This window comes from Bradyrhizobium sp. B124 (genome assembly GCF_038967635.1).
Taxonomy (GTDB): domain Bacteria; phylum Pseudomonadota; class Alphaproteobacteria; order Rhizobiales; family Xanthobacteraceae; genus Bradyrhizobium.
Genome location: NZ_CP152413.1, coordinates 6,497,577 through 6,520,491 on the forward strand (window position 1 = coordinate 6,497,577; position 22,915 = coordinate 6,520,491).

Sequence of the window (22,915 nt, forward strand, 5' to 3'; positions counted from 1 at the left end):
CGCCCTTCCGTTCTAGCATCGCGCTTGTCTAGCCGCCATTGCCGCCGATCACGGCGCGCACGGTGTTGTCGGGGCCGAAATCCTCGGCGCTGTCGACATAGAGCAGCGCGGAGAGCTTCGATCGCGCGCGGTTGACGCGGCTCTTGATGGTGCCGACCGCACAGCCGCAGATCGCCGCGGCATCCTCGTAGGAGAAGCCGGAGGCACCAACCAGGATCAACGCCTCGCGCTGGTCCTGCGGCAGCTTTTCGAGCGCCGCGCGGAATTCCTCGAACTCCAGATGCGCCGTCTGCGACGGCTGGCTCTTCAGGGTCTTGGCATAATTGCCCTCGGCATCCTCCACCTCGCGCCGCCGCTTCCGGTAGTCGGAGCGAAACAGGTTGCGCAGGATCGTGAACAACCACGCGGGCAGGTTCGAGCCGGGCTGGAACGAGTCGATATTGGCTATCGCGCGCAGCAGGGTCTCCTGCACCAGATCGTCGGCACGGTCACCATTACCGGACAGCGAGATCGCGAACGCGCGCAGGCTCGGGACCGACGCCAGGATGTCGTCGCGAAGTTCATTGGTGAGAGGCATTAGTCCCCTCCATTGTTCTTGTCAGTATCGCCCCCGGCCACAGCCGCCGCGGCAGCCTCGGGTCCGTCGAGTTTGCGGATCAGCTCCGCAAAGCGGTCGGGCACCCCCTGCCGCACCACGTCGTCGTACATGGCGCGAAGCTGGTGGCCGATTCTCGATTGAATCTCGGCGTTGAGACCGCCCTGCTTCTTTACTTCCTTCATGATGTGATCCACGCTTCCCCGGGAGTGAAGTCTCTGATTTTCAAGTCGATTCCTCGAAAAAAGAGGCTGGCCGCGTTGCCTCGTCGGTCAGGAGCTAATGCAAAGTTGCGCAGAAAGTTCCGGAAGCCTGGAACTATTTCGTGGAACTTTTTCGGCGCTCGCGCGTAGTCGGGCATGCAGGGGAACCTGGGGCGCCCCAAAATGGTACGCCGCCCCAGAGTACGGGCTTCAGGCCGGTTGGCCTCACGAACAAGGATGGAGTGGGAATGTCCCGATCACAGATCGTTGCCGAACATCTTCCGCTGCTGCGCCGTTATGCGCGCGCACTGACCGGAAACCAGGCGTCCGGGGACGCCTATGTCGGGGCCATGCTCGAGGCCCTGTTGCAGGACGGATCATTGCTGGACCAGAGCCACGGTCCGCGCGCCGGCCTGTTTCGGCTGTTCACCCAGATCTGGAATTCGGTGTCGGTGAACAACAACGACAATGCCGACGTGGCGACGCTCTCGCTGCCGCCGGAGCGCCGGCTCTCCAACATCACGCCGCTGCCTCGGCAGGCCTTCCTGCTGCTTTCGCTGGAAGGCTTCTCGGAGGAGGAGGTCGGCTACATTCTCGGCACCGATATTGCCGAGACGCGCAAGCTGACCGATGCCGCCGGCCGCGAGATGGCCGCCGAGATCGCCACCGATGTCCTGATCATCGAGGACGAGACCTTCATCGCCATGGACCTCGAGAGCCTGGTGAAGAATCTTGGCCACAACGTCATCGGCGTCGCGCGCACCCATTCCGATGCGGTGGCGCTCGCGAAGAACAAGAAGCCCGGCCTGATCCTCGCCGACATCCAGCTCGCCGACGGCTCGTCGGGCCTCGATGCGGTGAACGAGCTGCTGCGCACGTTCGAGGTGCCGGTGGTGTTCATCACGGCCTATCCCGAGCGCTTCCTGACCGGCGAACGGCCGGAGCCGGCGTTCCTGATCTCGAAGCCGTTCCAGCCGGCAATGGTGTCGGCGGTGGCGAGCCAGGCGCTGTTCTTCCAGCGCAACTCGCGCAACCGCACGCCGCGCGCGGCGTCGGCATGAGCTGAGTTTACGCAAGAGGGCAAAATGCAAGCCGGCGTACCGAAAGGTACGCCGGCTTTTTCTTTGAGAAGAATCGATGCGTGGCGGAGATCGACCAGGTCGCACGCTTAGGAACCGAGATTGTCGGAACGAGTTTATTTCGTTGTTCGGGCTTGGGCGGATCCGTTGTGTCGATATTTAGAACCCCTGCTATTTCGCGTGGCGAGGCCATCGAACGTCTTTTCATCGGCAGCAGCGAGCTCGCCGGATTGCTCCGGCATCTGGACTGGGCAGGCACATCGTTAGGCCCGCCCGAGGCATGGCCGGATAGCCTCAAAACCGCGGTGCGCATCATGCTCACCTCGCAGCAGCCGATCTGGATCGGTTGGGGCGACGAACTGACCTTCCTCTACAACGATCCGTACAAATCGATCATCGGTGGCAAGCATCCGCGCGCGCTCGGCGAGCCGACCCGCGTGGTCTGGCGCGAGATCTGGGATGACATTTCGCCGCTCCTCAACAAGGCGATGGGTGGGAGCGAGGGCACCTATGTCGAGGCCCAATTGCTGATCATGGAGCGCAACGGTTTCCCCGAAGAGACCTACTACACGTTCTCCTACAGCCCGATTCCCGATGCCGACGGTCTGCCCGCCGGAATCTTCTGCGCCAACACTGACGACACGCAGCGTGTGATCAGCGAACGCCAGCTCTCGCTCTTGCGCGAGCTTGCCAGCCGCGCGGCTGAGGCGCGAAGCGTCGGCGAGGCTTGCGAACGCAGCGCCGCGGCGCTTGCGACCGATCCTCAGGATTTGCCATTTGCGATGATCTATCTGATCGATTCGCAGGAGCAGGTTGCACGGCTGGCCGCAACCAGCGGCATTGATAGGCATCATATCGGGGTGAAGTCGCAGCTGGCGCTCGACGGCAGCGAAGTGTGGCCGATCGCCGAGGCGCATGCGGGCCGTGACGGCGCGCTAGTGCAGAACTTGAAAAGCCTGTTCGGTCTCGATTTTCCATCCGGTGGCTGGCGTCAGGCGCCGGGGCAGGCCGTCGTCCTTCCGGTACTTGCTGCCGGTGATGCAGTTGCCGGCTTCCTGATCGCAGGCCTCAATCCATTCCGCCTCTACGACGAACGCTACACGAGCTTCCTCGGATTAGTATCGGCGCAGATCGCCGCCGCAATCAACAATGCCCAGGCCTACGAGGAGGAGCGCCGCCGCGCCGAGGCGCTGGCCGAGATCGATCGCGCCAAGACCACCTTCTTCTCTAATGTCAGTCACGAATTCCGCACGCCGCTCACCTTGATGCTGAGCCCGCTGGAAGAACTGCTGTCCGAGGGGGCGGGCCACCTGCTTCCCGCGCAGCGCTCGCTGGCCGACATCGCTCACCGCAACGGACAGCGCTTGTTGAAGCTGGTCAACACTTTGCTTGATTTCGCGCGAATTGAGGCAGGCCGCGTTACCGCCAGCTTCGAGCCCGTCGACCTCGCAGGGCTGACGTCCGATCTCGCCTCGAACTTCCGCTCGGCGATCGAAAAGGCGGGCATGCGACTTGCAATCAGGAAAGAGCCACTGCCGGACCTCGTCTATGTCGATCGTGACATGTGGGAGAAGATCGTCCTCAATCTGCTGTCGAACGCGTTCAAGTTCACGTTCGACGGCGAGATCGCGGTCGCGGTCAAGGCGACGCCCGAGGGTGCCGAAGTCACCGTGAGCGATACGGGGACCGGCATTCCCGCATCGGCGCTGTCGCATGTGTTCGAGCGTTTCGAACGCGTCGAGAGCGCGCGCGGCCGCTCCTTTGAGGGCAGCGGCATCGGCTTGGCGCTGGTCCGTGAGTTGGTGAAGCAGCATGGCGGCCAAATTCGGGTCGAAAGCGAGGTCGATCGCGGCACCTCGTTCACCATCATGCTTCCGTTCGGGACGGATCATCTCCCCGCCGATCAGGTCAACACGACTGCGCCGGCGCCTCGGAGCAGCGCCCGTGCCCAGGCCTATCTCGACGAGGCGCTCGGATGGCTGGACGGGAGCGGCGCCGCCGACCGGCCTGATCCATCTTCGCCGGAGGATCTCGGCGTCGCCGCGCCGACCGCCTCCGGACGCCGGCAGCGCATTCTGCTTGCGGACGACAATGCCGACATGCGCGAATATGTGCGGCGGCTGCTCGAGCCGTTTTACGATGTCGAGGCGGTCGAGGACGGAAGAGCCGCGCTGGAGGCGGCATGGCGACGTCGCCCCGATCTTGTGCTGAGCGACATCATGATGCCGCGGCTCGACGGCATCAGCCTTCTCAATGCGCTTCGCGCGGACAAGGACATGAGGGGTTTGCCCGTCATTTTCCTGTCGGCGCGCGCCGGTGAAGAGGCCAAGGTCGAAGGCCTGCAAATCGGCGCCGATGACTATCTCGTCAAGCCGTTCAGCGCGCGCGAGCTGCTTGCGCGTGTTGCCGCCAATCTTGAGCTGTCGGCTACGCGGTCGGAGCGGGCGGTGCGCCTTGAAGAAGAGGCCCATGTGCTCGAGCTCTTGAACAAGGTAGGCAGCACGGTTGCGGGCGAACTCAATCTCGATCGCGCGGTTCAGATCGTCACCGATGCGGCGACCGAATTGACCGGCGCAGCGTTTGGCTCGTTCTTCTACAATGTGATCAACGACAGGGGCGAGAGCTACATGCTCTATACCCTGTCCGGAGCGCCGCGCGAGGCGTTCTCCCGGTTTCCGATGCCGCGCAACACGGCGGTGTTCGCGCCGACCTTCAGCGGCGAGGCGATCGTGCGGTCCGACGATATCCTGAATGATCCGCGCTACGGCAAGAACGACCCGCATTACGGGATGCCGCAAGGGCATCTGCCGGTGCGCAGTTATCTTGCTGCGCCCGTGGTGTCGCGTTCCGGCGAAGTACTGGGAGGTCTGTTTTTCGGTCATCCGGAGCCTGGCATTTTCGGCGAGCGTGCAGAGCGGCTGCTTGCCGGCATTGCCGCGCAGGCCGCAACCGCGATCGACACTGCGCGGCTGTTTCAGGCCGCCGAGCGCGAGGTCTCCGAGCGGCGCCGTGCCGAAGCCGCATTGCAGACCCTCAACACCACCCTGGAGCAGCGGGTCGTGGAAGAGGTTCAGGAGCGCACCAAGGCCGAAGAGCAGTTGCGCCAGATCCAGAAGATGGAAGCCGTAGGCCAGCTGACCGGCGGCATCGCCCACGACTTCAACAACATGCTGGCCGTGATCCTCGCGGGCCTCAATCTGATCCAGCGCAAGCTTGCCAAGGGGGAAAACGACGTCGGGCGATTCGTCGAAGCCGCCGTCGACGGCGCGCAGCGCGCCGCGGGCCTGACCCAGCGCCTGCTTGCGTTCTCCCGTCAGCAGCCGCTTGCGCCGGTGACGCTCGATGGCAACAAGATGATCTCCGGCATGGCCGACCTGTTGGCGCGCACGCTTGGCGAGACCATCAGTTTCGAGACCGTGCTGACAGCAGGGCTGTGGCGGGTTCGCGCCGACCCCGGCCAGCTCGAAAACGCTATCCTCAACCTCTGCGTCAATGGCCGCGACGCGATGCCGGGCGGCGGCAAGCTCACGCTGGAGACCGCCAACGCCTATGTCGATGAGGCCGCGGCGAGGGCGTATGCGATTCCGCCAGGTCAATACGTGATGACAGCGGTTGCCGATAACGGCAGCGGCATGAGCCAGGAGGTCATCACCAAGGCATTCGACCCGTTCTTCACCACCAAGGGCGTCGGGAAGGGCACCGGTCTCGGGCTCAGCCAGGTCTATGGCTTCGTGCGCCAGTCCGGTGGCCACGTGAAGATCTACTCGGAGGTCGGGGTCGGCACGACCGTCAAGATCTACCTGCCGCGGCACCGTGGCGATGACGGTCCAGATCCTGTCAGGCGCGCACCGATCGCCTCGTATCGCGGACAGAAGGACGAGGTCATTTTGGTGGTCGAGGATGAGGATCGCGTGCGTAGTCTCTCAGTCGAGGCGCTGCGCGAACTCGGTTACACCGTGGTCGACGCGGCCAGTCCTCGCGAAGCCTTGCGACTGCTGGACGACGGGCTTTCGGTGGCTTTGCTTTTCACCGACGTGGTTATGCCCAGCATGTCCGGCCACGAGCTCGCCGTGCGGGCGCGAGAACGAATTCCAAGCCTCAAGTTGCTTTACACCACCGGCTACACCCGCAACGCCATCGTCCACAACGGGATCCTCGATCCCGGCACCAACCTCCTGCCGAAGCCGTTCTCGATCGATGAACTGGCGACCAAGGTTCGCGAGGTCCTTGACGGGATCTAGCGACCAATCGTGCGCTTCCTTGTAGCTATTTGCGGACGACGCGGACCGGCATCGTGCTGAGCGCCCGCAGGCCCGAGCTGTCGCGGAAGGCAACGAGCCCCGCAATGTCGAATTGCTTCACGCGGCTGGCGAGCGCTGCGATCACGGCCTCCGCCTCCAGCCGCGCCACCATCTGCCCAACGCAGCCGTGGATGCCGACACCGAAGCCCATGTGTCCGGACAGCCGCCGTCTGACGTCGAACTGGTCGGGATGCTCCCAGCGCGTCGCGTCGCGGTTGGCGGAGGCGAGCAGCAGCAGCACCTTCTCGTGCTTGCCGATCGCAACGCCTGCAATTTCGGTGTCGTGCGGCGTGGTGCGGAACACGAACGGCGCCGGTGAATCGAAGCGCAGCGTCTCGTCGAACGCCGCGCGCGACAGCGAGGGGTCGGCTGCGAGCAATGCCCATTGCTCCGGATGGCGCGCGAGCGTGTACAGCGCCATGCCGATCGCGCTGATCGTGGTGTCGAGCCCGGCCGAGAGCAGCGAACGCACCAGCAGCGGAGCTTCCTCGGCGCTGATCTCGCCGGTGTCGGCCGCCTCGTAGACCTGCGCGCCAAAGCTGCCCGGCCGCAGCGCCTCGCGCTGACAGCGCGCCGCCACCCAGGGCAGCACGCGCGGCGCCTCTTTCATCAGGTCGCGGAAATAGTCGTTCTCGGGCCCGAAGCCGGCGAACACCATCGCGCCATAGGTCAAGAAGTTCTCACGGCCCTCCTGGTCGATGCCGAGCGCGTCGGGAAACACGCTGACCGGAAACACCTCCGCGATGTCCTTGATCGCATCGAACGAGCCTCGCTCGACCAACCCGTCGATCAGCCGCGTCGCCGTGGCCTTGAAATCATCCGCGAGCCGTCGCATCGCGCCAGGTGAGAGGATCCGCGCCAGCACCGCGCGGGTCCGCGTATGCAACGGCGGATCGGCTTCCAGCACGATGCTCGGCGGCCGCCACGGCGTTTCCTTGAAGTGGTTCGCAAGCCCGGCGCCGCCGGCGTTGCTGAAATTGACATGGTCTCCGAAGATCGTCTTGACCTCGGCAAAGCGCGGCACGGCCCAGATGTCATATCTGGTCAGGCGAACGACCGGCGCCGCGGCGCGCAGCTCCGCATAGGTGCCGTAGGGATCGGCCCGCGTCGCCGGGCTGAACGGATCGAAATCGCTGCGGACAATTTCGCCGGCGAGGGGGCTCGCAAGGGCGCTCATTGCATCCTCCCGTTTCATGGTCAGTTAATTGACCATAGTCAATTAACTGGGGTATGGCAAGGGGGAGCCTCGTTTCGATTCCATCGGAGCGGAAAAGGCTCTAGAGCGTTTTCGAGCGAAGTGGGTACCGGTTCGCGTGAAGAAAACGCGTCAACACAAGAAGCTAGAGCTTCGGTTCTGATTCAATCACAACCGAAAGTGCTCTAGGAGACGGCAATGTCGATCGAGGAGCGATCCAGCAAGGGCGCGCGGCGCTTTCAGCGCAGGGCGCGTCAGGAGGCCGACAAGGAGGCGCTGAAGGCGCTGATCCTCGAGACCGCGCGCAAGGAGTTCGCCGCCGGCACGCTCGAGACCGTCTCGATCCAGAAGATCGCCGACGCGATCGGCTATTCGAAGGGCACCGTCCTCAAATATTATCCGACCAAGCTGCTGCTGCTGCTCGCGGTGAAGCAGCAGAATCTCGAGGCGGTTGCCGAACAGCTCGAACGGGTCCGCGCGCAGACCGCCGACAGCGATGCGCGGCTGCGGCGGGTGATGGAAACCTATCTCGACTACTGGGCCGACAATCCCGATCATTTCCGTTCGCTGTTCTCGATGTCCGGCACGGTCGAGGACCGCCGCTTTCCCGACGGCGTCTATTTCGGCGAGACCGAGATCGCGCGCCGCAGCTACGAATTGTTCGTGATCTCGGTGCGGGAATATCTCGCGGCGCAAGGCGCCGATCCGGCGTCCGGCCTGCCGCCGCGGCTCGCAACTGCGCTGCTTGCGGCCGTGCACGGCGTGATCGCGCTCGCGCTCGGCACGCCGACCATGAAACTGCCCGACATGCGCGGCACCGGCCGTCTGCTGATCGCAAGCCTGATCGATGCCTGGACCAGCAAGCTTGCCGCCGCGCGGAAAAGCGAGGGCTGGCCGCGGGTCTCGATCGGCACCTTTGCCTGACGGAATGGTATCCGAAGGTACACGCCGGCGCGGCATGCGCGCTGCGAAGTGGAATCGCGTGTCTCCGCCTGCTAAGCGCGGCCGATGGATAAGACGCAACGCGACCGAACGATCGGCTTTCTCTGCCTGGTGGTGACGGCGTTCGGCTGGGCCCTGAACTGGCCGCTGATGAAGCTGTTGCTGCAGCAATGGCCGCCGCTGTTCGCCCGCGGGCTGGCCGGCACCTGCGCGGCAGTGATCCTGGGCACGCTGGCGCTGGCCCGCGGCCAGTCGCTCGCGGTGCCGCGCGAGGCGCTCCCGCGGCTGCTGTTCGCCTCCTTCACCAACGTCTTCGCCTGGATGGGCTTTGGCACCATCGCGATGAAATTCGTCACGGTCGGCGAGGGGGCGCTCCTCGCCTACACCATGCCGATCTGGGCGATGCTGTTCGCCTGGCCGGTGCTGCACAGCCGCCCGACGCTGCGGGATCTGGCGGCGCTGGTGCTCGGCGTCGCCGGTGTCGCACTTTTGCTCGGCGGCAACGGCTTTGCGTTCAGTGCCGACAAGCTCACCGGCATCGCGCTTGCGCTCGCCTGCGCCATCCTGTTCGCGCTCGGCAACGTGCTGAACCGCAAGCCGCTGCCGATGCCGCCGCTCGCGGTGGTCGCCTGGCAGGTCGGCATCGGCTGTCTGGTGATGCTGCTGCTCGGCGTTCTGTTCGAGCACCCGAACTATGCCGCGATCACGCCGTTCGGCCTCGGCTGCTTCGCCTACATGACGTTGATGCCGATGGGTATCTGCTATCTCACCTGGTTCGAGACGCTGCGCCGCCTGCCGCCGACATCGGCGTCGACCGGCATGCTGCTGGTGCCGGTCATCGGCGTGATTTCGGCCGCGATCATCCTCCGCGAGGCCTTGGGGCTGCGTGAGATCGGCGCGATGGCGCTGACGCTTGGCGGCGTGACGCTGGCGCTGCAGCGGGCGTGAGAAGGCGACCGAGGGAACCGACGTTCACGCGACGCGTTCTCCTGAAAAGGGAGCTTGGCCATGCGCAAGGCGATCGCGCGGCTTGATGCGGAGCAGAAGGCGCAGCTGCTTTATCTCGCAGATCTCGGTACGGCGATGTTCACGTCGGCGCTTGTGGTCTGCACCCTGAAAGCGGTCGTGGACCTCTTCGTCGCCGGCTGAACCGTCGCATCAGCGCCAACGCGCCATCACTCCTGCGGCGCGTCTCCTTGGGTGTGCCCATCCGGCCCCCGGTTAAACACCCCATACTCGCTCGACTTCACCCCGGCCCCTCCATCGACGCCGTTGCCGGCAAGACCGAGCCTGAGCAGCTCGCGCACTGCCGCGGCACGGGTCGGCATGCGGTGCCTGAAGCGGAAATCGTCGAGAGCCGATAATTCGTCGGGGGAAAGCATGACTTGAAGACGTTCAGCGCGAAGCTCATTCATCGCAAATCGCCCAGAATTAGTTAATTGAGTATTTTGCTAAACGAACCAATTCGCGGTGGGTTCCGCACCTTGAGATAAAAACGTCGATTGAGTAAGTTAATCAAGCAAAATCAATAGCTTAGAAGAAAAATCAAGGGAACGATCCGGCTGCCTCTCCGTTGTCTGGCGGGAGTGACGCCATGACCAATCACGTCAAGCTGCCCCGCAAGCTATCCGAGGAGCCGGAAGCGCCGGAACCGCGGCGCCCGAGCCACGCACGGGTGATCGATCAACTGGACCGCTGGGCCAATAGTCCCGGTCTGCAACCGCCAACGGTGAGTGATGCAGAAGACGATTCGGAAGCGGAAGCGATCTGAACCCCACACCTTCGAGCAGCGGCTCGAAGAGCATCGCGTGCGGCTCGAGCGCCAGCTCGCGGAATTGCCGCGCGGCGCCAAGCGCGAGCAGATTGCCGCGCGCATCGAGCAGCTGCGGACCGCCCTCGAGTTGAACACGATGCTGTCGATGAGCGAGTGAGCCAACACCGGCGCGGGACGCCCACTTGCTCCCGCTGCTCCGTTTGCCTACCATCCCTGCGTTGATGGGGATGGAGTCCCCCGATAACCGCCGCAAGGCTGATGACTCCTACCGGGCGCGACAGCGTCGGTAGGAGCATGCGCCACCGCCGATCCGCAGCGCGCGCCCCGCGAATGAGAAGGGGCAGAGCATGACGGGTCTTCCTGGTTCACTCTCAATCGCATTGTCGCTGGTCGGGTCGATCTGGCTCGTTGGTGTCGTCGCCCTGCTGGTCGGCGCCCCGGGCGAGCTGGTCGCCGCGACCTTTGTTGTTGGGCTTGTGACAGGCGTCGCCGAGTGGCGCGGCATGATCCGGAAAAGTGGATGCCGGTTTTCCCAGCGACAAACGCGAAGCGTTTGCGCGGAGATCATGCCCAAACTTGAAGCAGAGCACGATGACAGGTCATCGTGCTCCGGAAAGGCAGAATCTTGAACGTTCAGTTGTTGGCGGCGGTCGCGATCGGCGGTTCGCTGGGATCGGTCGCACGCTATCTGGTGGCGATCGGCGCGGGGCGCCTGGTCGGCACCGATTTTCCATGGGGCACGCTGGTGATCAATATCGTGGGCTCGTTCCTGATCGGCGTCTTCGCGGAGTCCTTTGCGCTGAGCTGGAATGTCAGCCAGGCGGTGCGGGTGTTTCTCACCGTCGGCATCTGCGGCGGCTTCACCACCTTCTCGACCTTCTCGCTCGATGCGATCGTGCTGATGCAGCGGGGCGAGCTATGGCCGGCCGCTGCCTACGTCGCGGCCTCCGTTGCGCTCTCGATCCTCGCGCTGTTCGCCGGCCTGCTGCTGGTGCGGGCGTTCGCGGCTTGATCGCTTGAATGGCGGCCGGTGTGCGGGCTCGTCGTCCGGTTCGTGCGGGCGCCGTTCCAAAAAAGTGAAGGGCTGGAGGTATCGTCTGCCGCCGGAATCCTTGGCGCGCCCGGGGCCAGCCGGTAGGATGGAACCCGGATTGTGGTCAGGGATCAAGGGAAAGACTGGGGAATGAAGCATGTCGACGTCGCGGTGATTGCTGCCACGCTGTGGCTGCTGGCGTCGATGGTGCTGGACATCCTGACGCCGAAGTCGATCACCGCACTGATGATCGCCGCCGCGCTCGCGCCACCGTTCCTGATCGGGATCGGCATCCATTTCGCACGCGAATATTTCAAGGCGAAGCGGCGCAGCTACCGGCCGCCGCAATGGGACGAACGCTTCAGGAACTAAGCGGGGCAGGACTGCAAGAAGGGCTGCATCGGCCGCATTGAACTGCGCACATGGCTTGCTAAGCTTGCGCCATGACCGAGCATCTCCCCGATACGATCAGCCGCCTCTACACCGTAGCAGGCGAATATGTCGACAGCGACCATCCCGCCGTCGAGGCGTTCGCCCGCGCTGCCGTCCCCGCCGACGCCGGCGCCCGCGACATAGCGAGCCGGCTCTACACCGCGGTGCGCGACGGCATCCGCTACAACCCCTATGTCAGCATGCGTTCGCCCGAGAGCTACCGGGCCTCCAGCGTGCTCGCCGCCGGCAATGGCTACTGCGTCGGCAAGGCGGCGCTCTATGCCGCGGCCTGCCGGGTCAACGGCATCCCGGCCCGGCTCGGCTTCGCCGACGTCCGCAACCATCTCACCACCGAGAAGCTGCGCCAGAGCATGGGCTCGGACCTGTTCACCTGGCACGGCTTCACCGAAGTGTTCGTCGACGGCGCCTGGCGCAAGGCGACCCCGACCTTCAACGACACGCTGTGCGCCAAGCTCGGCGTCCAGCCGCTCGATTTCGACGGCCATTCAGATGCGCTGCTGCACCCCTTCGACGGCGCAGGGCGCGCCTACATGCAATATGTCAACGACCACGGCACCTATCACGACGTCCCCGCCAAATTCCTGATGCGCGAGATGGCGCGCGAATACGCCAACATGCAGGGCGAGGACATGTCCGGCCGCGACATGGAACGCGAGGCGGCGGAGCAATAGCGCGGGCGTGCCGCGGCAAGCGGCGCGCTGACGGAAGCCGTCCTGGGTGAACGTGCGCAGGCTGAAGGGGCGGTGTCATGGATGCGGAACTGCCGAAAGGGTCAGTGAGCCGCCCGGTCACGGGCTGGGAGGACGCGGTCGCGCTGACCGGATTCATCCTGGTCGCGGTCGGGCAGGCCTCCAATCAGGTGCTGGCGCGCGGCCTGGCCGGCTCGGTGCCGCCGTTCTCGCTGGCCTTCTTCCGCTGGAGCATCATCGCCATCGGCCTCGCGCCGTTTGCGATCGCGGCCGTGAGGGATGGCAAGATCCCGCTGGCGCAGAATTTCTGGCCGATCCTCGCCGCGGGCTTCCTCGGCATGTTCCTGTGCGGCGGCCCGGTCTACATCGCCGGCATCACCACCACCGCGATCCATATCGCACTGATCTTCGCGCTGTCACCGATCATGGTGCTGTTGATTTCAGCCGCGCTCGGCATCGAGCATATCGGTCCGCTGCAATGGCTGGGCACGGCGCTGGCGCTCGCCGGCGCGCTTTTGATCGTCTCGGGCGGCCATCTGGAAACGCTGATGCAATCGAGCGCGGCCTGGGGCGATCTCCTGGTGGTGTGCGCGATGCTCGGCTGGTCCGGCTACACGCTGGTGCAATCGCGCGTCGCGCCGCGCGCCTCGCTGCTGGCGCGGGTCAGCCTGTTCTCGGCGGCCGGCGCGCTGTGCTCGCTGCCGCCGGCGCTCCAGGAAATGTGGGCCACGCCGGCTGCGGTCTTCAACGCCCGGGCGTTCGAGGCCTATGTGTTCGCCGGTCTCGTGCCGGGCCTGATCGCCTATGCCGGCTTCGCCTGGCTCGGCGCACGGTTCGGGTCGGTGCGGACGTCGCTCGTGCTCTATGTCGCGCCGATCGCGAGCGCACTGTTGTCCTGGATCATCCTTGGCGAGCCGCCGAAGCTGATCCACCTGGTTGGCGGCTTGCTGATCCTCGGCGGCGTCTGGGCGAGCCTGCGCAAATAGATCCAGCTCCTTCCGGGGTGCAACCTTTTCCAGCCTCGTGCGTTGAATCCAGCGTTGATTCAAGAACTTAGTTGGAGGTCGTATGAATCTTACTCCCCAGCAGCGCAAGGTTCGTAGCGAGCAGCGTCAGCAAGACGCATCGCAGGCGATGAAGGAGCACCTCGCCCACGAGAAGGCGTTCTACAACAACTTCCACCGCCTCAAGGCCGAGCGGCAGGCGCGTGAAGCCGCGGAATCACGGAAGCCATCCGCTGCAAAATAAGCGCAGTGAGCCACATCCATCGTCCGGATTGCACGGATCTGACAGACCGAGAAGGAGCCGAAGCGAGGGGGGCGGGCGCAAGCGAGTTCGCCCGAATGACGCGATGAAATCTCCAGGCTTATGGAGGACGTCAGATGTATTTTGCCGATAAGAAAACGGTCACTTGCAAATGCGGCGAGCCCTTGAGCGAATTGATGCTCGTCGACGACCAGACGACTGGAATCAAGTTTCACGTCGGTCGTTGCCTGTCCTGCCGTGAAGTGACGGTCGTTCGATCCCAGGACATGCCATCAAACGATAGTGCCTGATGCAGACGGTCCTCTCGCTTGGCGGAAGGACCGCTCCTTCAGCGCCGGGCTTCAATTGCGACGGCTGAGTGACAGGCCGGCTGACGCATCGTTCGCGGCACGGCCGAAAAAAGAGCAGGGCGCGACCGGCATCACCACGGTCGCGCCCTACGTCGCCGGTCAATGGGGCAGGGGGAATAACCGGCTCTTCCAATGACTCGCAGACCCCCGGACTCGTTCCGCGCGAATCAAAATTTTTTCGTACACGGTTAAGTGATGGCTGGACGCGAGAACCCCACAGGTTTCGCTCGCGTTGTGTCCGTGATCGCCAACGGGAATTTCCATGGGGCGAGGGACATCACCATGTCAAAGATTCAAAAGGGAATTTTCGCTGCGTTGGCGGCTGGATTGACGCTGGGCGCGGTCCAGCTGGCGTCCGGCCACGATCTCATTGGCGGACAGCAGGTCACCACCCAATTGGCGCCGGAGAGCGCGGTCAATCGCGCCGCCAAGACCGACCGTGCCGCGGTTCCGATGACCGGCTTGCCGAGCCGGACCGTCGCGCTGAGGGTTGATCGGCTTCCCGATACGTCGGTCCTGGTCCGTGTTCCCGTGGCGCGGGAAGAGGCCCGCAATCACCCCCTCGCAGCGCCGGCGCGTGCGCGGCCCGGCGACACCCGTAAGGTGGCCTGCGAGCCCGTGGTCAGCGTCCTGACCGAAGTGGCCAAGCTGCTGCAGCCCGGCCGCTGCGTGACCTGAGCAGGGGGCGCGCAGTCGGTCCAATATCGACGGCGTCACCGCCCGGCTTGACCGGGCGATCCAGTACGCCGCGGCCATCGGCTCAATCACAATCGTCTCTGGAATACTGGATCGCCCGGTCAAGCCGGGCGATGACATCGTTGGTTGCGGTTTGCACCTTGCCGGGCAACGCAGGCTATTCCGCTTCGTCCGGCTCGCTGCTGCTGCCAGCGGCGCTGCGGCTTGCCATCAGGCCGAGCGCGAGGCCGCCGACCGCCAGGATCGGGATCAGCCGCTTCACGCCGATGGCTCGCACGATCTGCAGGCCGGTGGCGATCAGTGCGGGGTCGGCGAGCATTGTCGCCGCGGCCGATTTCGCAGCCCTGGCCGCTTTCTCCGCGCGGAGGCGCATCTCTCGCTTGCGCGCCATGTAAACGGCAATCGCGATCAGCGTGACGACGAGGAACACCGCGGCGCCGGACAGGCACGCTTCCACCGGACCATAGTGCTGCAGCACATAGACGAAGGCGGCGGCGCACAGGAACGCGATGGTGATGAACAACGCGATCGCGGCGGCGGCCGCGAGCGAGGTCAGCCGCAGCGCGCTGCCGGTGGACTGCTTGACGTCATCGATCAGCCGCTGAAGCATTGACCAGCCTTGTCCTGTAAAGCCCTGCTTTGAGCCTTGCCTTGAAAAGCGCGTCGACAAACGAGGCGGCGACGCGCCAGCGCTGCCATCGCGTCCAGAACGGTGGTTTGCGCATGACCTAGCGCCGCCAAGTGACGCCGATCAAAAAGCCGAGGCCGAGCGCAAGGCCGACGGTCGCCAGCGGCCGCTGCGTGATCACCTCTTCCAGCGATTCCTCGATCGAGGATGCCGCATCCTGCGCCGCGCCCATCATCGCGCTGCCGCGCTCCGACATGTCGTCGAGCGTCGATTCCGCGTTGGCGCGCACATCCTTGTAGCGGCGGCGGGCCTGCTTGCCTGCGTTGTTGGCAAACGAGTTGAGCGCGTCGGTGATCTGTTCGGTGAGGGCTGCAATATCGTTCTTCACGGCAGTGACATCCTTTTCGAGGCGTTCGTAGGTCGCTTTGTCCGTCATGTTCTTGATCCCAAATGTGCTGTCCGTGCTCGACATCGAAAGCTCCCGGAGAACGTGCCTGTTCGGAGAAAAACGCTTCGCACCTCGCAAGGTTCCAGATGCGAAAGCGAGGTTAGTCCTCGGGCAGCTGCGGCGAATTGACCGGCATCAAATGCTCCTTGACGATCAACGCCACGATCAGCAGCGGCGACGACAGGAAGGCGCCCATCGGGCCCCACAGCCAGGTCCAGAATGCGAGCGCGAGAAAAACCGCGAGCGCATTCAGCGACAGCCTGCGGCCGACGATCGTCGGCGTCACGAAATGCCCTTCCATGAAGGTCACGACGGCAAAACACGCCGGCGCGAGCAGCCCGGCGCCGATGGTCGGCGAGGTGATGATGCCGACCACAACCAGCACCACGAACATCGCGACCGGCCCGATGATCGGAATAAAGTTCAGCGTCGCGGCGAGCGCGCCGAGCCCCGCCGGGTTCGGCATTCCCGTCGCCGCGCAGATCGCACCGGTGACGATGCCGATGCCGACATTGATCATCGTCACCGTCAGCAGATAATTGCCGAGATTGGTCTCGACCTCGTTGAGGATACGCAGCGTGCGCAATCGTGCCGCGCGGTCGCTGAAGGTCATCACCAGCCCGCGGCGCAGATCCTTCCAGCTTGCGATGAACAGGATCAGGGTCGCGATGAACAGCAGGAATTCGGCGAAGGTCGGCGACACGAATTCCAGCGTCGGCTGCACCCATTCGAATTTCGGCAGCTGGAGGTTGGCGAGCGTGTCGGGGGCGCCGACCATGCTCTGCAGCTCCCGCCACAGCGCAAGCGGCCGGTCGAACACATGCAGCTTCTCCTTCAGGATCGCGCCGAGCTCGGGCAGCCGCGAGCTCCATTCCATGACAGGCGAGGCGATCAGTCCGACCATGAAGGCGACGGCGGCGCCGACCGCGACCACGATCAGCATGGCGCCGAGCGCGCGCGGGATCCGGTAGCGCTCGAGCAGGCTCGCCGCCGGCGACAGCATGGTGCCGACGATGAAGGCCATGGTGATCGGAAGGAAGAAGGCCCGTGCGAGATAGAGCACCCCGACGATGACGATCACCAGCAGTGCGACCAGCGCGAAGGCGACGGCCTCGGCGCGGCTGATCATCGGCGGCGTTTCGGCTTTGCTGTCGGGGAGGGGCGTGCCTTCGGGCGCGTTGCCAAGCATACGTTCACCCGGAAAGGCGCGCACCAGACTCCTCCCGAACGGGGACAAATGAATTTCGCGTCAAATTACGCACGACAACGGCCGTGCCCCGGCAAAGGTTCCATCGCGCGCTCGTGAGACGTGGCGGGTTGACAATCGCGGCTTTGCGACGATTCGCAGCGGAACTGTCTCACGGCTACGCGCGTTGGTTGGGCATCGCATCACCTTGATGCGCATCCCGTCCAGGGGCAGCACATGACACAGCAGTCTCTCTCCAGCCGCCGGCTTGCGTCGCGCGCCGCGCGCACCCTCGTCCGCACCTTTGCTTTCGCCAGCGTCCTGCTCGCGACGCCATTCATTGTCGCCAATTCGGCGAGCGCCCAAGTGCGCTCCTCTGCGCTGGGCTATGCGTCGACGCAGCCGGGCGCATTCCCCTCCGACGAGGTGATGAACGATCCCTCGACCGAGGACGGCGCGCTGCCGGAGCGGCTGCGCCGCGCCACCGTCGCGCTCAACACGTCGGAGCCGCCCGGCACCGTCATCATCGATACCGGCAACACCGCGCTCTATTACGTGCTCGGCGCTGGCCGGGCGATCCGTTACGGCGTCGGCGTCGGCCGCGAGGGCTTCACTTGGGCGGGCACCCAGACCATCAGTAACAAGGCGGAATGGCCGGACTGGCATCCGCCGGCCGAGATGATCAAGCGCCAGCCCTATCTGCCGCGTTTCATGGCCGGCGGCCCGGGTAACCCGCTCGGCGCCCGCGCGATGTATCTCGGCTCCAGCGAGTACCGCATCCACGGCACCAACGATCCGTCCACCATCGGCAAGTTCGTGTCGTCGGGCTGCATCCGCCTGACCAACGAGGACGTCACCGACCTGTTCAACCGCGTCAATGTCGGGACCAAAGTCGTGGTGCTGCCGAAGAACGGGCCGCATATCGCCGCGCGCGAGCTCGGCCCGAGCACGACGCAGATCTCGGTCCGGCCGGCGCCGATGCAGCCGCGACCCGCGGTGATGACGCTGCCTTCCGGCCGTCAGGCGTTGAACATCCCGGCGACTTCCTCGTTGTACTGAGGAGTGCCGTAGCGAGGGGTCGGCGATGGTGAAGCGATATTCCAGGCGGTGGGCGTTCGGGACGGCGGCAGTGCTCGGCCTGTCCCTTGCGCCCGCGGCGCAAGCCCAGGATTTCTTCTCGCAACTGTTCGGCGGCTTCATGCAGGGCCGCCCGCCGGTGATCCGGATGCCGTTCGATGACGGCCCGGCGCCCATGCCGCGGGCCGAGCGTCGCGCGCGCTATGACGGCGGCCAGGCTTATTGCGTGCGCACCTGCGACGGCCGCTATTTCCCGCTGGCTGCGACCGGCAATCAGAGCAAGGCGGAGAGCTGCAACAGCTTCTGCCCGGCGAGCACGACCGAAGTGGTCTATGGCGGCAACATCGACAACGCCGCAACCGACGACGGCAAGCCGTATTCCGAGCTGCCGAACGCATTTCGCTATCGCGACGAGATCGTTTCGGGCTGCACCTGCAACGGCAAGGACCCCGTCGGACTCGCCGCGGTGAAGATCGAGGACGATCCGACCTTGCGCAAGGGCGACATCGTCGCCGGCAAGGATGGGTTGATGTCGGTCGGCCGCCCGGACCGGCGCGGGGCATCTCTCAATTTCACGCCGGCGCCGGATCGCATCCGCGCCAAGTATCAGCGCGCGCCGGTGCTGGCGCGCGAATAGCGTCGCTCACGCGAGACCGGCCACTTTCGGTTCCGTTCGCTGGAACCGGCCTTGCTCTCGCACGTTAGCAACGGGCGAATAGCACATTCACCGATGCCATCAGGGGGCCCCGCATGCTCGTCGGCGTACTCGTCACCTTCCTTGTCGTTATTCTCGTTCTTTATCTCATCAACATGCTGCCGCTCGACGGCCGCGCCAAGCAGATCGCGCGCGTCGTCGTCATCATCATCGGCATCGTCTCGCTGCTGAAATATTTGGCCGTGTTCTAGACTCGCAATTGCGAGCCACCGGGTCGCGCGAACGCGCGCCCGATGACAGGCTCCGCGAAGCAATCCATCTCACCGCGCGAGTGGAGCAATGGATTGCTTCGTCGCTTCACTCCTCGCAACAACGTCGATGCAGCACCATGAGGGTCTACAGTTCAGCCGCGAAACAAGGCGCATACCCTCGTCCACCACTGTCATCGCCCGGCTCGACCGGGCGATCCAGTACGCCGCGGCTCCTCGATTCAAGCACGGACGTCTCTGGAATACTGGATCACCCGCGCATGCTTTCGCGGGTGATGACGCTGCGAGGGGTGTCCGCAGGATTTCTGAATAATAGAAGAATATCGCTGATTTGCCCGACGAGTCAAGTTGCCGTATCCGCCGGCAGCCACCGGCTACTTTGCATGGGGTTGTTTTCGATATTTGGCAATGCGCCCCTGCGGCGGCAGGCTATTGCATCCGGCTCCTCTAGCGCCGCCTGTGGCGCCAACAAAAAAGCCCCGGCTCATCGCCGGGGCTTTTGCTTGTCGTTGGGACCTGCGGATCAACCCGCGGCCTTGGCCTCGCGGCGGCGTGCGGTGAGGATGTATTCGGTATAGCCGTTCGGCTGCGTACGTCCTTCGAACACGAGGTCGCAGGCCGCCTTGAAGGCGACGCCGTCGAACGCTGGCGCCATCGGCTTGTAGAGCGCATCGCCGGCGTTCTGCTTGTCGACGACGGCAGCCATGCGCTTCAGCGATTCCATCACCTGATCCTTGGTGATGACGCCCTGATGCAGCCAGTTCGCCAGATGCTGGCTCGAGATGCGCAGCGTTGCGCGGTCTTCCATCAGGCCGACATCGTGGATGTCGGGCACCTTGGAGCAGCCGACGCCCTGGTCGATCCAGCGCACGACGTAGCCCAGGATGCCTTGGCAATTGTTGTCGATCTCCTGCTTCACATCGTCCGGCGCCCAGTTCGACTGCGACACCGGAATGGTGAGGATGTCGGAGAGTTTTGCACGCGGCCCGCCCTTGGCGAGCTCCTGCTGCCGGGCGATCACGTTGACCTGGTGATAGTGCAGGGCGTGCAGCGTGGCCGCGGTCGGCGACGGCACCCAGGCGGTGGTGGCGCCGGCCTGCGGATGGCCGATCTTCTGCGTTAGCATGTCGGCCATCTTGTCGGGCGCCGCCCACATGCCCTTGCCGATCTGGGCGTGGCCGGGCAGGCCGTCGATCAGGCCGTTGTCGACGTTCCAGTCCTCATAGGCCTTGATCCACGGCTGCGCCTTCATGTCGTTCTTGCGGATCATCGGACCCGCTTCCATCGAGGTGTGGATCTCGTCGCCGGTGCGGTCGAGGAAGCCGGTGTTGATGAACATGATGCGCTTGGAGGCGCGCTGGATGCAGGCCTTGAGGTTGACCGTGGTGCGGCGCTCCTCGTCCATGATGCCGACCTTCAGCGTGTTCTCCGGCAGGCCGAGCATCTTCTCGACCTCGGCGAACAGGTCGCAGGTCAGCGTCACCTCGTCGGGGCCGTGCATCTTCGGCTTGACGATATAGGCCGAGCCGGTGCGGCTGTTCCTGACCTTGGAATTGCCCTTGAGGTCGTGGATCGCGAGCAGGCCGGCGACCGCGGCGTCCAGCAGGCCTTCGGGGATCTCCTCGCCCTTGGCGTCGAGCACCGCGTCGGTGAACATGTGGTGGCCGACATTGCGCATCAACAGCAGGCTGCGGCCGTGCAGCTTCAGCTCGCTGCCGTCGGGCTTCTTGTAGACGCGGTCGGCATTGAGCGAACGCGTCAGCGTCTTGCCGCCCTTGTCGAAATCGGCCGACAGCGTGCCGTTCATCAGGCCGAGCGTGTTGCGATAGACCAGCACCTTGTCCTCGGCGTCGACGGCGGCAACCGAGTCTTCCATGTCGAGAATGGTGGAGACCGCCGACTCCAGGATCATGTCGGCGACGCCGGCCGGATCGTCCTTGCCGATGAAGTTGTTGCGGTCGATCTTGAGCTCGACATGCATGCCGTTGTTGACGAGCAGGATCGCCGAGGGCTGGGCGGCGTTGCCCAGATAGCCGGCGAACTGGGCGGCGTTCTTCAGCGCGGTCGAATTGCCGCTCTTCAGCTTGACCGAGAGCTGGCCCGCGATCACGCCGTAGGAGGTCACGTCGGTGTGGCTTCCGGTCGCGAGCGGCACAGCGGCATCGAGGAACGCCTTGGCCTTCGCGATCACCTTATCGCCGCGGGCCTTGTTGTAACCCTTGCCACTCTCGCTCGGATCATGCGGGATCGCGTCGGTGCCGTAGAAGGCATCGTACAGCGAACCCCAGCGCGCGTTGGCGGCGTTCAGCGCGTAGCGGGCGTTGGTCAGCGGCACCACGAGCTGCGGGCCGCAGATCTTGCCGATTTCCTCGTCGACATTTGACGTCTCGACCTTGTGGGTCGCGGGCTCTGGCAGCAGATAGCCGATGTCCTTGAGGAACGCGGTGTAGGCGTTGATGTCGAACGCCTTGCCCTTGTTGGCGCGATGCCAGTCGTCGATCTTGGCCTGCAGCGCGTCGCGGACCGCGAGCAGCTCGCGGTTCTTCGGGCCGAGCTTCTGGATGATGGTGGCGAGTCCTGCCCAGAACGCGTCAGGCGCGATCCCGGTTTTCGGCGTCGCCTCCTTGGCGATGAAATCGAACAGGACAGGGGCGATCTTCAATCCATGGGCATCGACACGAGTCATGATGGGCTTTCTCAAAGAAATGGGGCGTTTAGGGGCTGTTTTCGAAAGAAATCAGCAAAAAACGCGCCAACGGCGGCGTTCATGGCCCTTTTTGCCCTAAAGCCACGGCTCTGAGAAGGCCCCTTTCCCCCGGGCGCTGCACCGGCAGCCGCCGTGAATTTCTAAAGCCCGATCCAGTCTCGTAAGGACGCCGTTACGGCGCCCTGGTCCGTACCTTGGTGGCGATCAGCAATGCGGCGAGCAACAAGGGAATTGCGCCTGCCACGAACACGGCCGCCGCGCCCATCAAATCGAGCACCAGCCCGCCGCCGGCTGCGCCCATGGTGATGCCGAGGAAGATCGAGGCTACCGTGAGGCCAGTGCCGCTTTCGGTCTCATCGGGCACCATGCGGGTGATCCAGGTCGTCGTCGCCACCGGTACGCCGCTGAAGGCAAATCCCCAGAGTGCGACCAGCACCAGCGCGGGAATGACGTCCTTGCCGTAGACCGAGAGCAACAGACCGAGCACGCTGATCGCCAGCGGCATCGCGATCAGCGTAAGCTTGATTGCGCTCGGCCATCAGCCCGCTCGCGAAGGAGCCGACATAGTTGGCGACGCCGAAAGCGAGCAACGTCGCTGCGACGCCGGCCGCGCCAAGCCCGGTCACGCTTTCAAGGAAGGGACGGATATAGCCGAAATAGCCGAAGTGTCCGGTGAACACCAACGTAGCCGCGAAGATGCCGGCGCCGATCCCCGGCCGGGTCAGGATGTCGACCAGGGTGCCCAGTCCGGCTTCACCCTTCGGGGCCAGACGCGGCAAAGCCAGCGCCTGGACGACGAACACCGCTGCGCCCAATGCCGTCGCGAGCAGGAACACGACGCGCCAGCTCGCCACCTCGCCGAGATAGCTGCCGAGCGGAACGGCAATGATCATCGCGGCGGGAATGCCGCTCATCACGATCGACAAGGCCCGTGCAACCAGCGACGGCGGCACCAGCCTGATCGTCGTGGCTGCCGCCATCGCCCAAAAGCCGCCAATGGCAAGGCCAAGCACGATCCGCGCCGCCAGCAGGAACGTGATGCTCGGCGCCAGCGCCACCAGCAGGTTGGAGATGACCAGGAGAATCGAAAAGCTCAGCAGCACCGGCTTTCGATTGAAGCTGCGCGTCAGCCTCGGCGTGAACAACGCCCCGACCAGGCCGGCCAGCGAGGTCGCCGTCACGGCCTGACCGGCGAGGCCCGGGCTCACACCGAGATCGCGCGCCATCGGCGTCAACAGACCGGACGGCAGGAACTCCGCCGTCAGAAGTGCGGTGACACCCAGCATCATTGCGACGACAGCGCCCCAGGCGGGCTCAGGCGTGAGCGGCTCGTCACCAACCTTGAGAGCGATTTCGCCCGGCATCAGCG

Annotated in this window: 28 protein-coding genes and 1 riboswitch; of the genes, 18 read left to right on the forward strand and 10 right to left on the reverse strand. The window is 64.6% G+C overall.

Annotation, left to right across the window (positions count from 1 at the left end; all coding sequences use genetic code 11):
• Window positions 1-28 precede the first annotated feature (28 nt).
• Window positions 29-577: a sigma-70 family RNA polymerase sigma factor gene (locus AAFG13_RS30835; protein ID WP_092118964.1), complete on the reverse strand. Its 549-nt coding sequence runs from the start codon at window positions 575-577 to the stop codon at window positions 29-31.
• Window positions 577-780, reverse strand: coding sequence for a NepR family anti-sigma factor (locus AAFG13_RS30840; protein ID WP_018269610.1), 204 nt, complete (start codon window positions 778-780; stop codon window positions 577-579). Before AAFG13_RS30840 ends, AAFG13_RS30835 begins: the two co-directional genes overlap by 1 nt.
• 266 nt (window positions 781-1,046) lie before the next feature.
• On the opposite strand from AAFG13_RS30840, the gene AAFG13_RS30845 reads away from it, so the two are divergent.
• Together AAFG13_RS30845 and AAFG13_RS30850 are read left to right on the forward strand one after the other, a co-directional pair.
• Window positions 1,047-1,859 (forward strand): response regulator, encoded by an 813-nt coding sequence (locus tag AAFG13_RS30845; protein WP_212314214.1) that lies wholly within the window; start codon window positions 1,047-1,049, stop codon window positions 1,857-1,859.
• A 167-nt stretch (window positions 1,860-2,026) separates the two neighbouring features.
• Complete coding sequence (locus AAFG13_RS30850) at window positions 2,027-6,118, forward strand: ATP-binding protein (RefSeq protein ID WP_342709141.1); 4,092 nt, start codon at window positions 2,027-2,029, stop codon at window positions 6,116-6,118.
• Window positions 6,119-6,143: 25 nt separating this feature from the next.
• Here AAFG13_RS30850 and AAFG13_RS30855 read toward each other — a convergent pair whose 3' ends face one another.
• Window positions 6,144-7,355 (reverse strand): cytochrome P450, encoded by a 1,212-nt coding sequence (locus AAFG13_RS30855; RefSeq protein WP_342709142.1) that lies wholly within the window; start codon window positions 7,353-7,355, stop codon window positions 6,144-6,146.
• 216 nt (window positions 7,356-7,571) lie between these two features.
• On the opposite strand from AAFG13_RS30855, the gene AAFG13_RS30860 reads away from it, so the two are divergent.
• The 3 genes from AAFG13_RS30860 (at window position 7,572) to AAFG13_RS30870 (ending at window position 9,464) form a co-directional block, all read left to right on the forward strand.
• The gene (locus AAFG13_RS30860) at window positions 7,572-8,297 is read left to right on the forward strand and encodes a TetR/AcrR family transcriptional regulator (protein ID WP_342709143.1); all 726 of its coding nucleotides are present in this window, start codon (window positions 7,572-7,574) and stop codon (window positions 8,295-8,297) included.
• 84 nt (window positions 8,298-8,381) lie between these two features.
• Complete coding sequence (locus AAFG13_RS30865) at window positions 8,382-9,263, forward strand: DMT family transporter (protein ID WP_342709144.1); 882 nt, start codon at window positions 8,382-8,384, stop codon at window positions 9,261-9,263.
• A gap of 60 nt (window positions 9,264-9,323) precedes the next feature.
• Window positions 9,324-9,464 carry a hypothetical protein gene (locus AAFG13_RS30870; protein WP_173643732.1) on the forward strand — a complete coding sequence of 47 codons (141 nt, stop codon included), beginning with the start codon at window positions 9,324-9,326 and terminating at the stop codon, window positions 9,462-9,464.
• 26 nt (window positions 9,465-9,490) lie between these two features.
• Here the strand turns inward: AAFG13_RS30870 and AAFG13_RS30875 are convergent, their stop codons facing one another.
• Window positions 9,491-9,730, reverse strand: coding sequence for a hypothetical protein (locus AAFG13_RS30875; protein WP_342709145.1), 240 nt, complete (start codon window positions 9,728-9,730; stop codon window positions 9,491-9,493).
• Between the two features lie 179 nt (window positions 9,731-9,909).
• On the opposite strand from AAFG13_RS30875, the gene AAFG13_RS30880 reads away from it, so the two are divergent.
• The 10 genes from AAFG13_RS30880 (at window position 9,910) to AAFG13_RS30925 (ending at window position 14,558) form a co-directional block, all read left to right on the forward strand.
• The gene (locus tag AAFG13_RS30880) at window positions 9,910-10,086 is read left to right on the forward strand and encodes a hypothetical protein (RefSeq protein ID WP_342709146.1); all 177 of its coding nucleotides are present in this window, start codon (window positions 9,910-9,912) and stop codon (window positions 10,084-10,086) included.
• 37 nt (window positions 10,087-10,123) lie between these two features.
• The gene (locus AAFG13_RS30885; protein WP_342709147.1) at window positions 10,124-10,246 is read left to right on the forward strand and encodes a hypothetical protein; all 123 of its coding nucleotides are present in this window, start codon (window positions 10,124-10,126) and stop codon (window positions 10,244-10,246) included.
• A gap of 57 nt (window positions 10,247-10,303) precedes the next feature.
• Window positions 10,304-10,364, forward strand: a riboswitch (Fluoride riboswitch).
• Between the two features lie 72 nt (window positions 10,365-10,436).
• Window positions 10,437-10,718 carry a hypothetical protein gene (locus tag AAFG13_RS30890; RefSeq protein WP_342709148.1) on the forward strand — a complete coding sequence of 94 codons (282 nt, stop codon included), beginning with the start codon at window positions 10,437-10,439 and terminating at the stop codon, window positions 10,716-10,718.
• Window positions 10,715-11,101, forward strand: coding sequence for a fluoride efflux transporter CrcB (crcB, locus tag AAFG13_RS30895; protein WP_342709149.1), 387 nt, complete (start codon window positions 10,715-10,717; stop codon window positions 11,099-11,101). The genes AAFG13_RS30890 and crcB overlap by 4 nt, the downstream gene beginning before the upstream one ends.
• Window positions 11,102-11,272: 171 nt before the next feature.
• The gene (locus AAFG13_RS30900; RefSeq protein ID WP_092118943.1) at window positions 11,273-11,494 is read left to right on the forward strand and encodes a hypothetical protein; all 222 of its coding nucleotides are present in this window, start codon (window positions 11,273-11,275) and stop codon (window positions 11,492-11,494) included.
• 71 nt (window positions 11,495-11,565) lie between these two features.
• Complete coding sequence (locus AAFG13_RS30905) at window positions 11,566-12,246, forward strand: transglutaminase family protein (protein WP_342709150.1); 681 nt, start codon at window positions 11,566-11,568, stop codon at window positions 12,244-12,246.
• 77 nt (window positions 12,247-12,323) lie between these two features.
• Window positions 12,324-13,250 carry a DMT family transporter gene (locus AAFG13_RS30910; RefSeq protein WP_342709151.1) on the forward strand — a complete coding sequence of 309 codons (927 nt, stop codon included), beginning with the start codon at window positions 12,324-12,326 and terminating at the stop codon, window positions 13,248-13,250.
• Between the two features lie 82 nt (window positions 13,251-13,332).
• The gene (locus AAFG13_RS30915) at window positions 13,333-13,512 is read left to right on the forward strand and encodes a hypothetical protein (RefSeq protein WP_212314197.1); all 180 of its coding nucleotides are present in this window, start codon (window positions 13,333-13,335) and stop codon (window positions 13,510-13,512) included.
• A 134-nt stretch (window positions 13,513-13,646) separates the two neighbouring features.
• Entirely contained in the window at window positions 13,647-13,820 is a 174-nt protein-coding gene (locus AAFG13_RS30920; RefSeq protein WP_212314195.1) for a hypothetical protein, read from the forward strand.
• 342 nt (window positions 13,821-14,162) lie between these two features.
• Complete coding sequence (locus tag AAFG13_RS30925) at window positions 14,163-14,558, forward strand: hypothetical protein (protein WP_212314193.1); 396 nt, start codon at window positions 14,163-14,165, stop codon at window positions 14,556-14,558.
• Between the two features lie 175 nt (window positions 14,559-14,733).
• Here the strand turns inward: AAFG13_RS30925 and AAFG13_RS30930 are convergent, their stop codons facing one another.
• The 3 genes from AAFG13_RS30930 to AAFG13_RS30940 form a co-directional block, all read right to left on the reverse strand.
• A complete protein-coding gene (locus AAFG13_RS30930; protein WP_342709152.1) occupies window positions 14,734-15,186 on the reverse strand; it encodes a hypothetical protein in 453 nt (150 codons plus the stop codon).
• Between the two features lie 118 nt (window positions 15,187-15,304).
• On the reverse strand, window positions 15,305-15,676 hold the full coding sequence (locus AAFG13_RS30935) for a DUF883 family protein (protein WP_212314189.1): 372 nt from the start codon (window positions 15,674-15,676) through the stop codon (window positions 15,305-15,307).
• Between the two features lie 76 nt (window positions 15,677-15,752).
• Window positions 15,753-16,865 carry an AI-2E family transporter gene (locus tag AAFG13_RS30940; RefSeq protein WP_212314187.1) on the reverse strand — a complete coding sequence of 371 codons (1,113 nt, stop codon included), beginning with the start codon at window positions 16,863-16,865 and terminating at the stop codon, window positions 15,753-15,755.
• A 210-nt stretch (window positions 16,866-17,075) separates the two neighbouring features.
• On the opposite strand from AAFG13_RS30940, the gene AAFG13_RS30945 reads away from it, so the two are divergent.
• The 3 genes from AAFG13_RS30945 to AAFG13_RS30955 all read left to right on the forward strand — a co-directional run bounded on the left by AAFG13_RS30945 (window position 17,076) and on the right by AAFG13_RS30955 (window position 18,821).
• Window positions 17,076-17,897: a L,D-transpeptidase gene (locus AAFG13_RS30945; protein ID WP_342709153.1), complete on the forward strand. Its 822-nt coding sequence runs from the start codon at window positions 17,076-17,078 to the stop codon at window positions 17,895-17,897.
• 25 nt (window positions 17,898-17,922) lie between these two features.
• A complete protein-coding gene (locus AAFG13_RS30950; RefSeq protein WP_342709154.1) occupies window positions 17,923-18,552 on the forward strand; it encodes a DUF2865 domain-containing protein in 630 nt (209 codons plus the stop codon).
• Window positions 18,553-18,665: 113 nt separating this feature from the next.
• Entirely contained in the window at window positions 18,666-18,821 is a 156-nt protein-coding gene (locus AAFG13_RS30955; protein ID WP_061880958.1) for a Thivi_2564 family membrane protein, read from the forward strand.
• A gap of 541 nt (window positions 18,822-19,362) precedes the next feature.
• Here AAFG13_RS30955 and AAFG13_RS30960 read toward each other — a convergent pair.
• The 3 genes from AAFG13_RS30960 to AAFG13_RS30970 all read right to left on the reverse strand — a co-directional run bounded on the left by AAFG13_RS30960 (window position 19,363) and on the right by AAFG13_RS30970 (window position 22,910).
• A complete protein-coding gene (locus AAFG13_RS30960; protein WP_342709155.1) occupies window positions 19,363-21,525 on the reverse strand; it encodes a malate synthase G in 2,163 nt (720 codons plus the stop codon).
• 193 nt (window positions 21,526-21,718) lie between these two features.
• Window positions 21,719-21,913 carry a hypothetical protein gene (locus AAFG13_RS30965; protein ID WP_249132011.1) on the reverse strand — a complete coding sequence of 65 codons (195 nt, stop codon included), beginning with the start codon at window positions 21,911-21,913 and terminating at the stop codon, window positions 21,719-21,721.
• Window positions 21,900-22,910: an MFS transporter gene (locus tag AAFG13_RS30970; RefSeq protein ID WP_249132005.1), complete on the reverse strand. Its 1,011-nt coding sequence runs from the start codon at window positions 22,908-22,910 to the stop codon at window positions 21,900-21,902. The genes AAFG13_RS30965 and AAFG13_RS30970 overlap by 14 nt, the downstream gene beginning before the upstream one ends.
• Window positions 22,911-22,915 lie beyond the last annotated feature (5 nt).

Excerpts from the sequence above, each read along its gene's own strand:
- AAFG13_RS30835 (WP_092118964.1), bottom strand. The coding sequence starts at position 577 with ATGCCTCTCACCAATGAACTTCGCGACGACATCCTGGCGTCGGTCCCG.
- AAFG13_RS30890 (WP_342709148.1), top strand. The coding sequence starts at position 10,437 with ATGACGGGTCTTCCTGGTTCACTCTCAATCGCATTGTCGCTGGTCGGG.
- AAFG13_RS30860 (WP_342709143.1), top strand. The coding sequence starts at position 7,572 with ATGTCGATCGAGGAGCGATCCAGCAAGGGCGCGCGGCGCTTTCAGCGC.
- AAFG13_RS30950 (WP_342709154.1), top strand. The coding sequence starts at position 17,923 with ATGGTGAAGCGATATTCCAGGCGGTGGGCGTTCGGGACGGCGGCAGTG.
- AAFG13_RS30845 (WP_212314214.1), top strand. The coding sequence starts at position 1,047 with ATGTCCCGATCACAGATCGTTGCCGAACATCTTCCGCTGCTGCGCCGT.
- AAFG13_RS30920 (WP_212314195.1), top strand. The coding sequence starts at position 13,647 with ATGTATTTTGCCGATAAGAAAACGGTCACTTGCAAATGCGGCGAGCCC.
- AAFG13_RS30970 (WP_249132005.1), bottom strand. The coding sequence starts at position 22,910 with ATGCCGGGCGAAATCGCTCTCAAGGTTGGTGACGAGCCGCTCACGCCT.
- AAFG13_RS30935 (WP_212314189.1), bottom strand. The coding sequence starts at position 15,676 with ATGTCGAGCACGGACAGCACATTTGGGATCAAGAACATGACGGACAAA.
- AAFG13_RS30925 (WP_212314193.1), top strand. The coding sequence starts at position 14,163 with ATGTCAAAGATTCAAAAGGGAATTTTCGCTGCGTTGGCGGCTGGATTG.
- AAFG13_RS30875 (WP_342709145.1), bottom strand. The coding sequence starts at position 9,730 with ATGAATGAGCTTCGCGCTGAACGTCTTCAAGTCATGCTTTCCCCCGAC.
- AAFG13_RS30905 (WP_342709150.1), top strand. The coding sequence starts at position 11,566 with ATGACCGAGCATCTCCCCGATACGATCAGCCGCCTCTACACCGTAGCA.
- AAFG13_RS30960 (WP_342709155.1), bottom strand. The coding sequence starts at position 21,525 with ATGACTCGTGTCGATGCCCATGGATTGAAGATCGCCCCTGTCCTGTTC.
- AAFG13_RS30955 (WP_061880958.1), top strand. The coding sequence starts at position 18,666 with ATGCTCGTCGGCGTACTCGTCACCTTCCTTGTCGTTATTCTCGTTCTT.
- AAFG13_RS30910 (WP_342709151.1), top strand. The coding sequence starts at position 12,324 with ATGGATGCGGAACTGCCGAAAGGGTCAGTGAGCCGCCCGGTCACGGGC.
- AAFG13_RS30930 (WP_342709152.1), bottom strand. The coding sequence starts at position 15,186 with ATGCTTCAGCGGCTGATCGATGACGTCAAGCAGTCCACCGGCAGCGCG.
- AAFG13_RS30880 (WP_342709146.1), top strand. The coding sequence starts at position 9,910 with ATGACCAATCACGTCAAGCTGCCCCGCAAGCTATCCGAGGAGCCGGAA.
- AAFG13_RS30945 (WP_342709153.1), top strand. The coding sequence starts at position 17,076 with ATGACACAGCAGTCTCTCTCCAGCCGCCGGCTTGCGTCGCGCGCCGCG.
- AAFG13_RS30965 (WP_249132011.1), bottom strand. The coding sequence starts at position 21,913 with ATGGTGCCCGATGAGACCGAAAGCGGCACTGGCCTCACGGTAGCCTCG.
- AAFG13_RS30900 (WP_092118943.1), top strand. The coding sequence starts at position 11,273 with ATGAAGCATGTCGACGTCGCGGTGATTGCTGCCACGCTGTGGCTGCTG.
- AAFG13_RS30915 (WP_212314197.1), top strand. The coding sequence starts at position 13,333 with ATGAATCTTACTCCCCAGCAGCGCAAGGTTCGTAGCGAGCAGCGTCAG.
- AAFG13_RS30855 (WP_342709142.1), bottom strand. The coding sequence starts at position 7,355 with ATGAGCGCCCTTGCGAGCCCCCTCGCCGGCGAAATTGTCCGCAGCGAT.
- AAFG13_RS30870 (WP_173643732.1), top strand. The coding sequence starts at position 9,324 with ATGCGCAAGGCGATCGCGCGGCTTGATGCGGAGCAGAAGGCGCAGCTG.
- AAFG13_RS30865 (WP_342709144.1), top strand. The coding sequence starts at position 8,382 with ATGGATAAGACGCAACGCGACCGAACGATCGGCTTTCTCTGCCTGGTG.
- AAFG13_RS30840 (WP_018269610.1), bottom strand. The coding sequence starts at position 780 with ATGAAGGAAGTAAAGAAGCAGGGCGGTCTCAACGCCGAGATTCAATCG.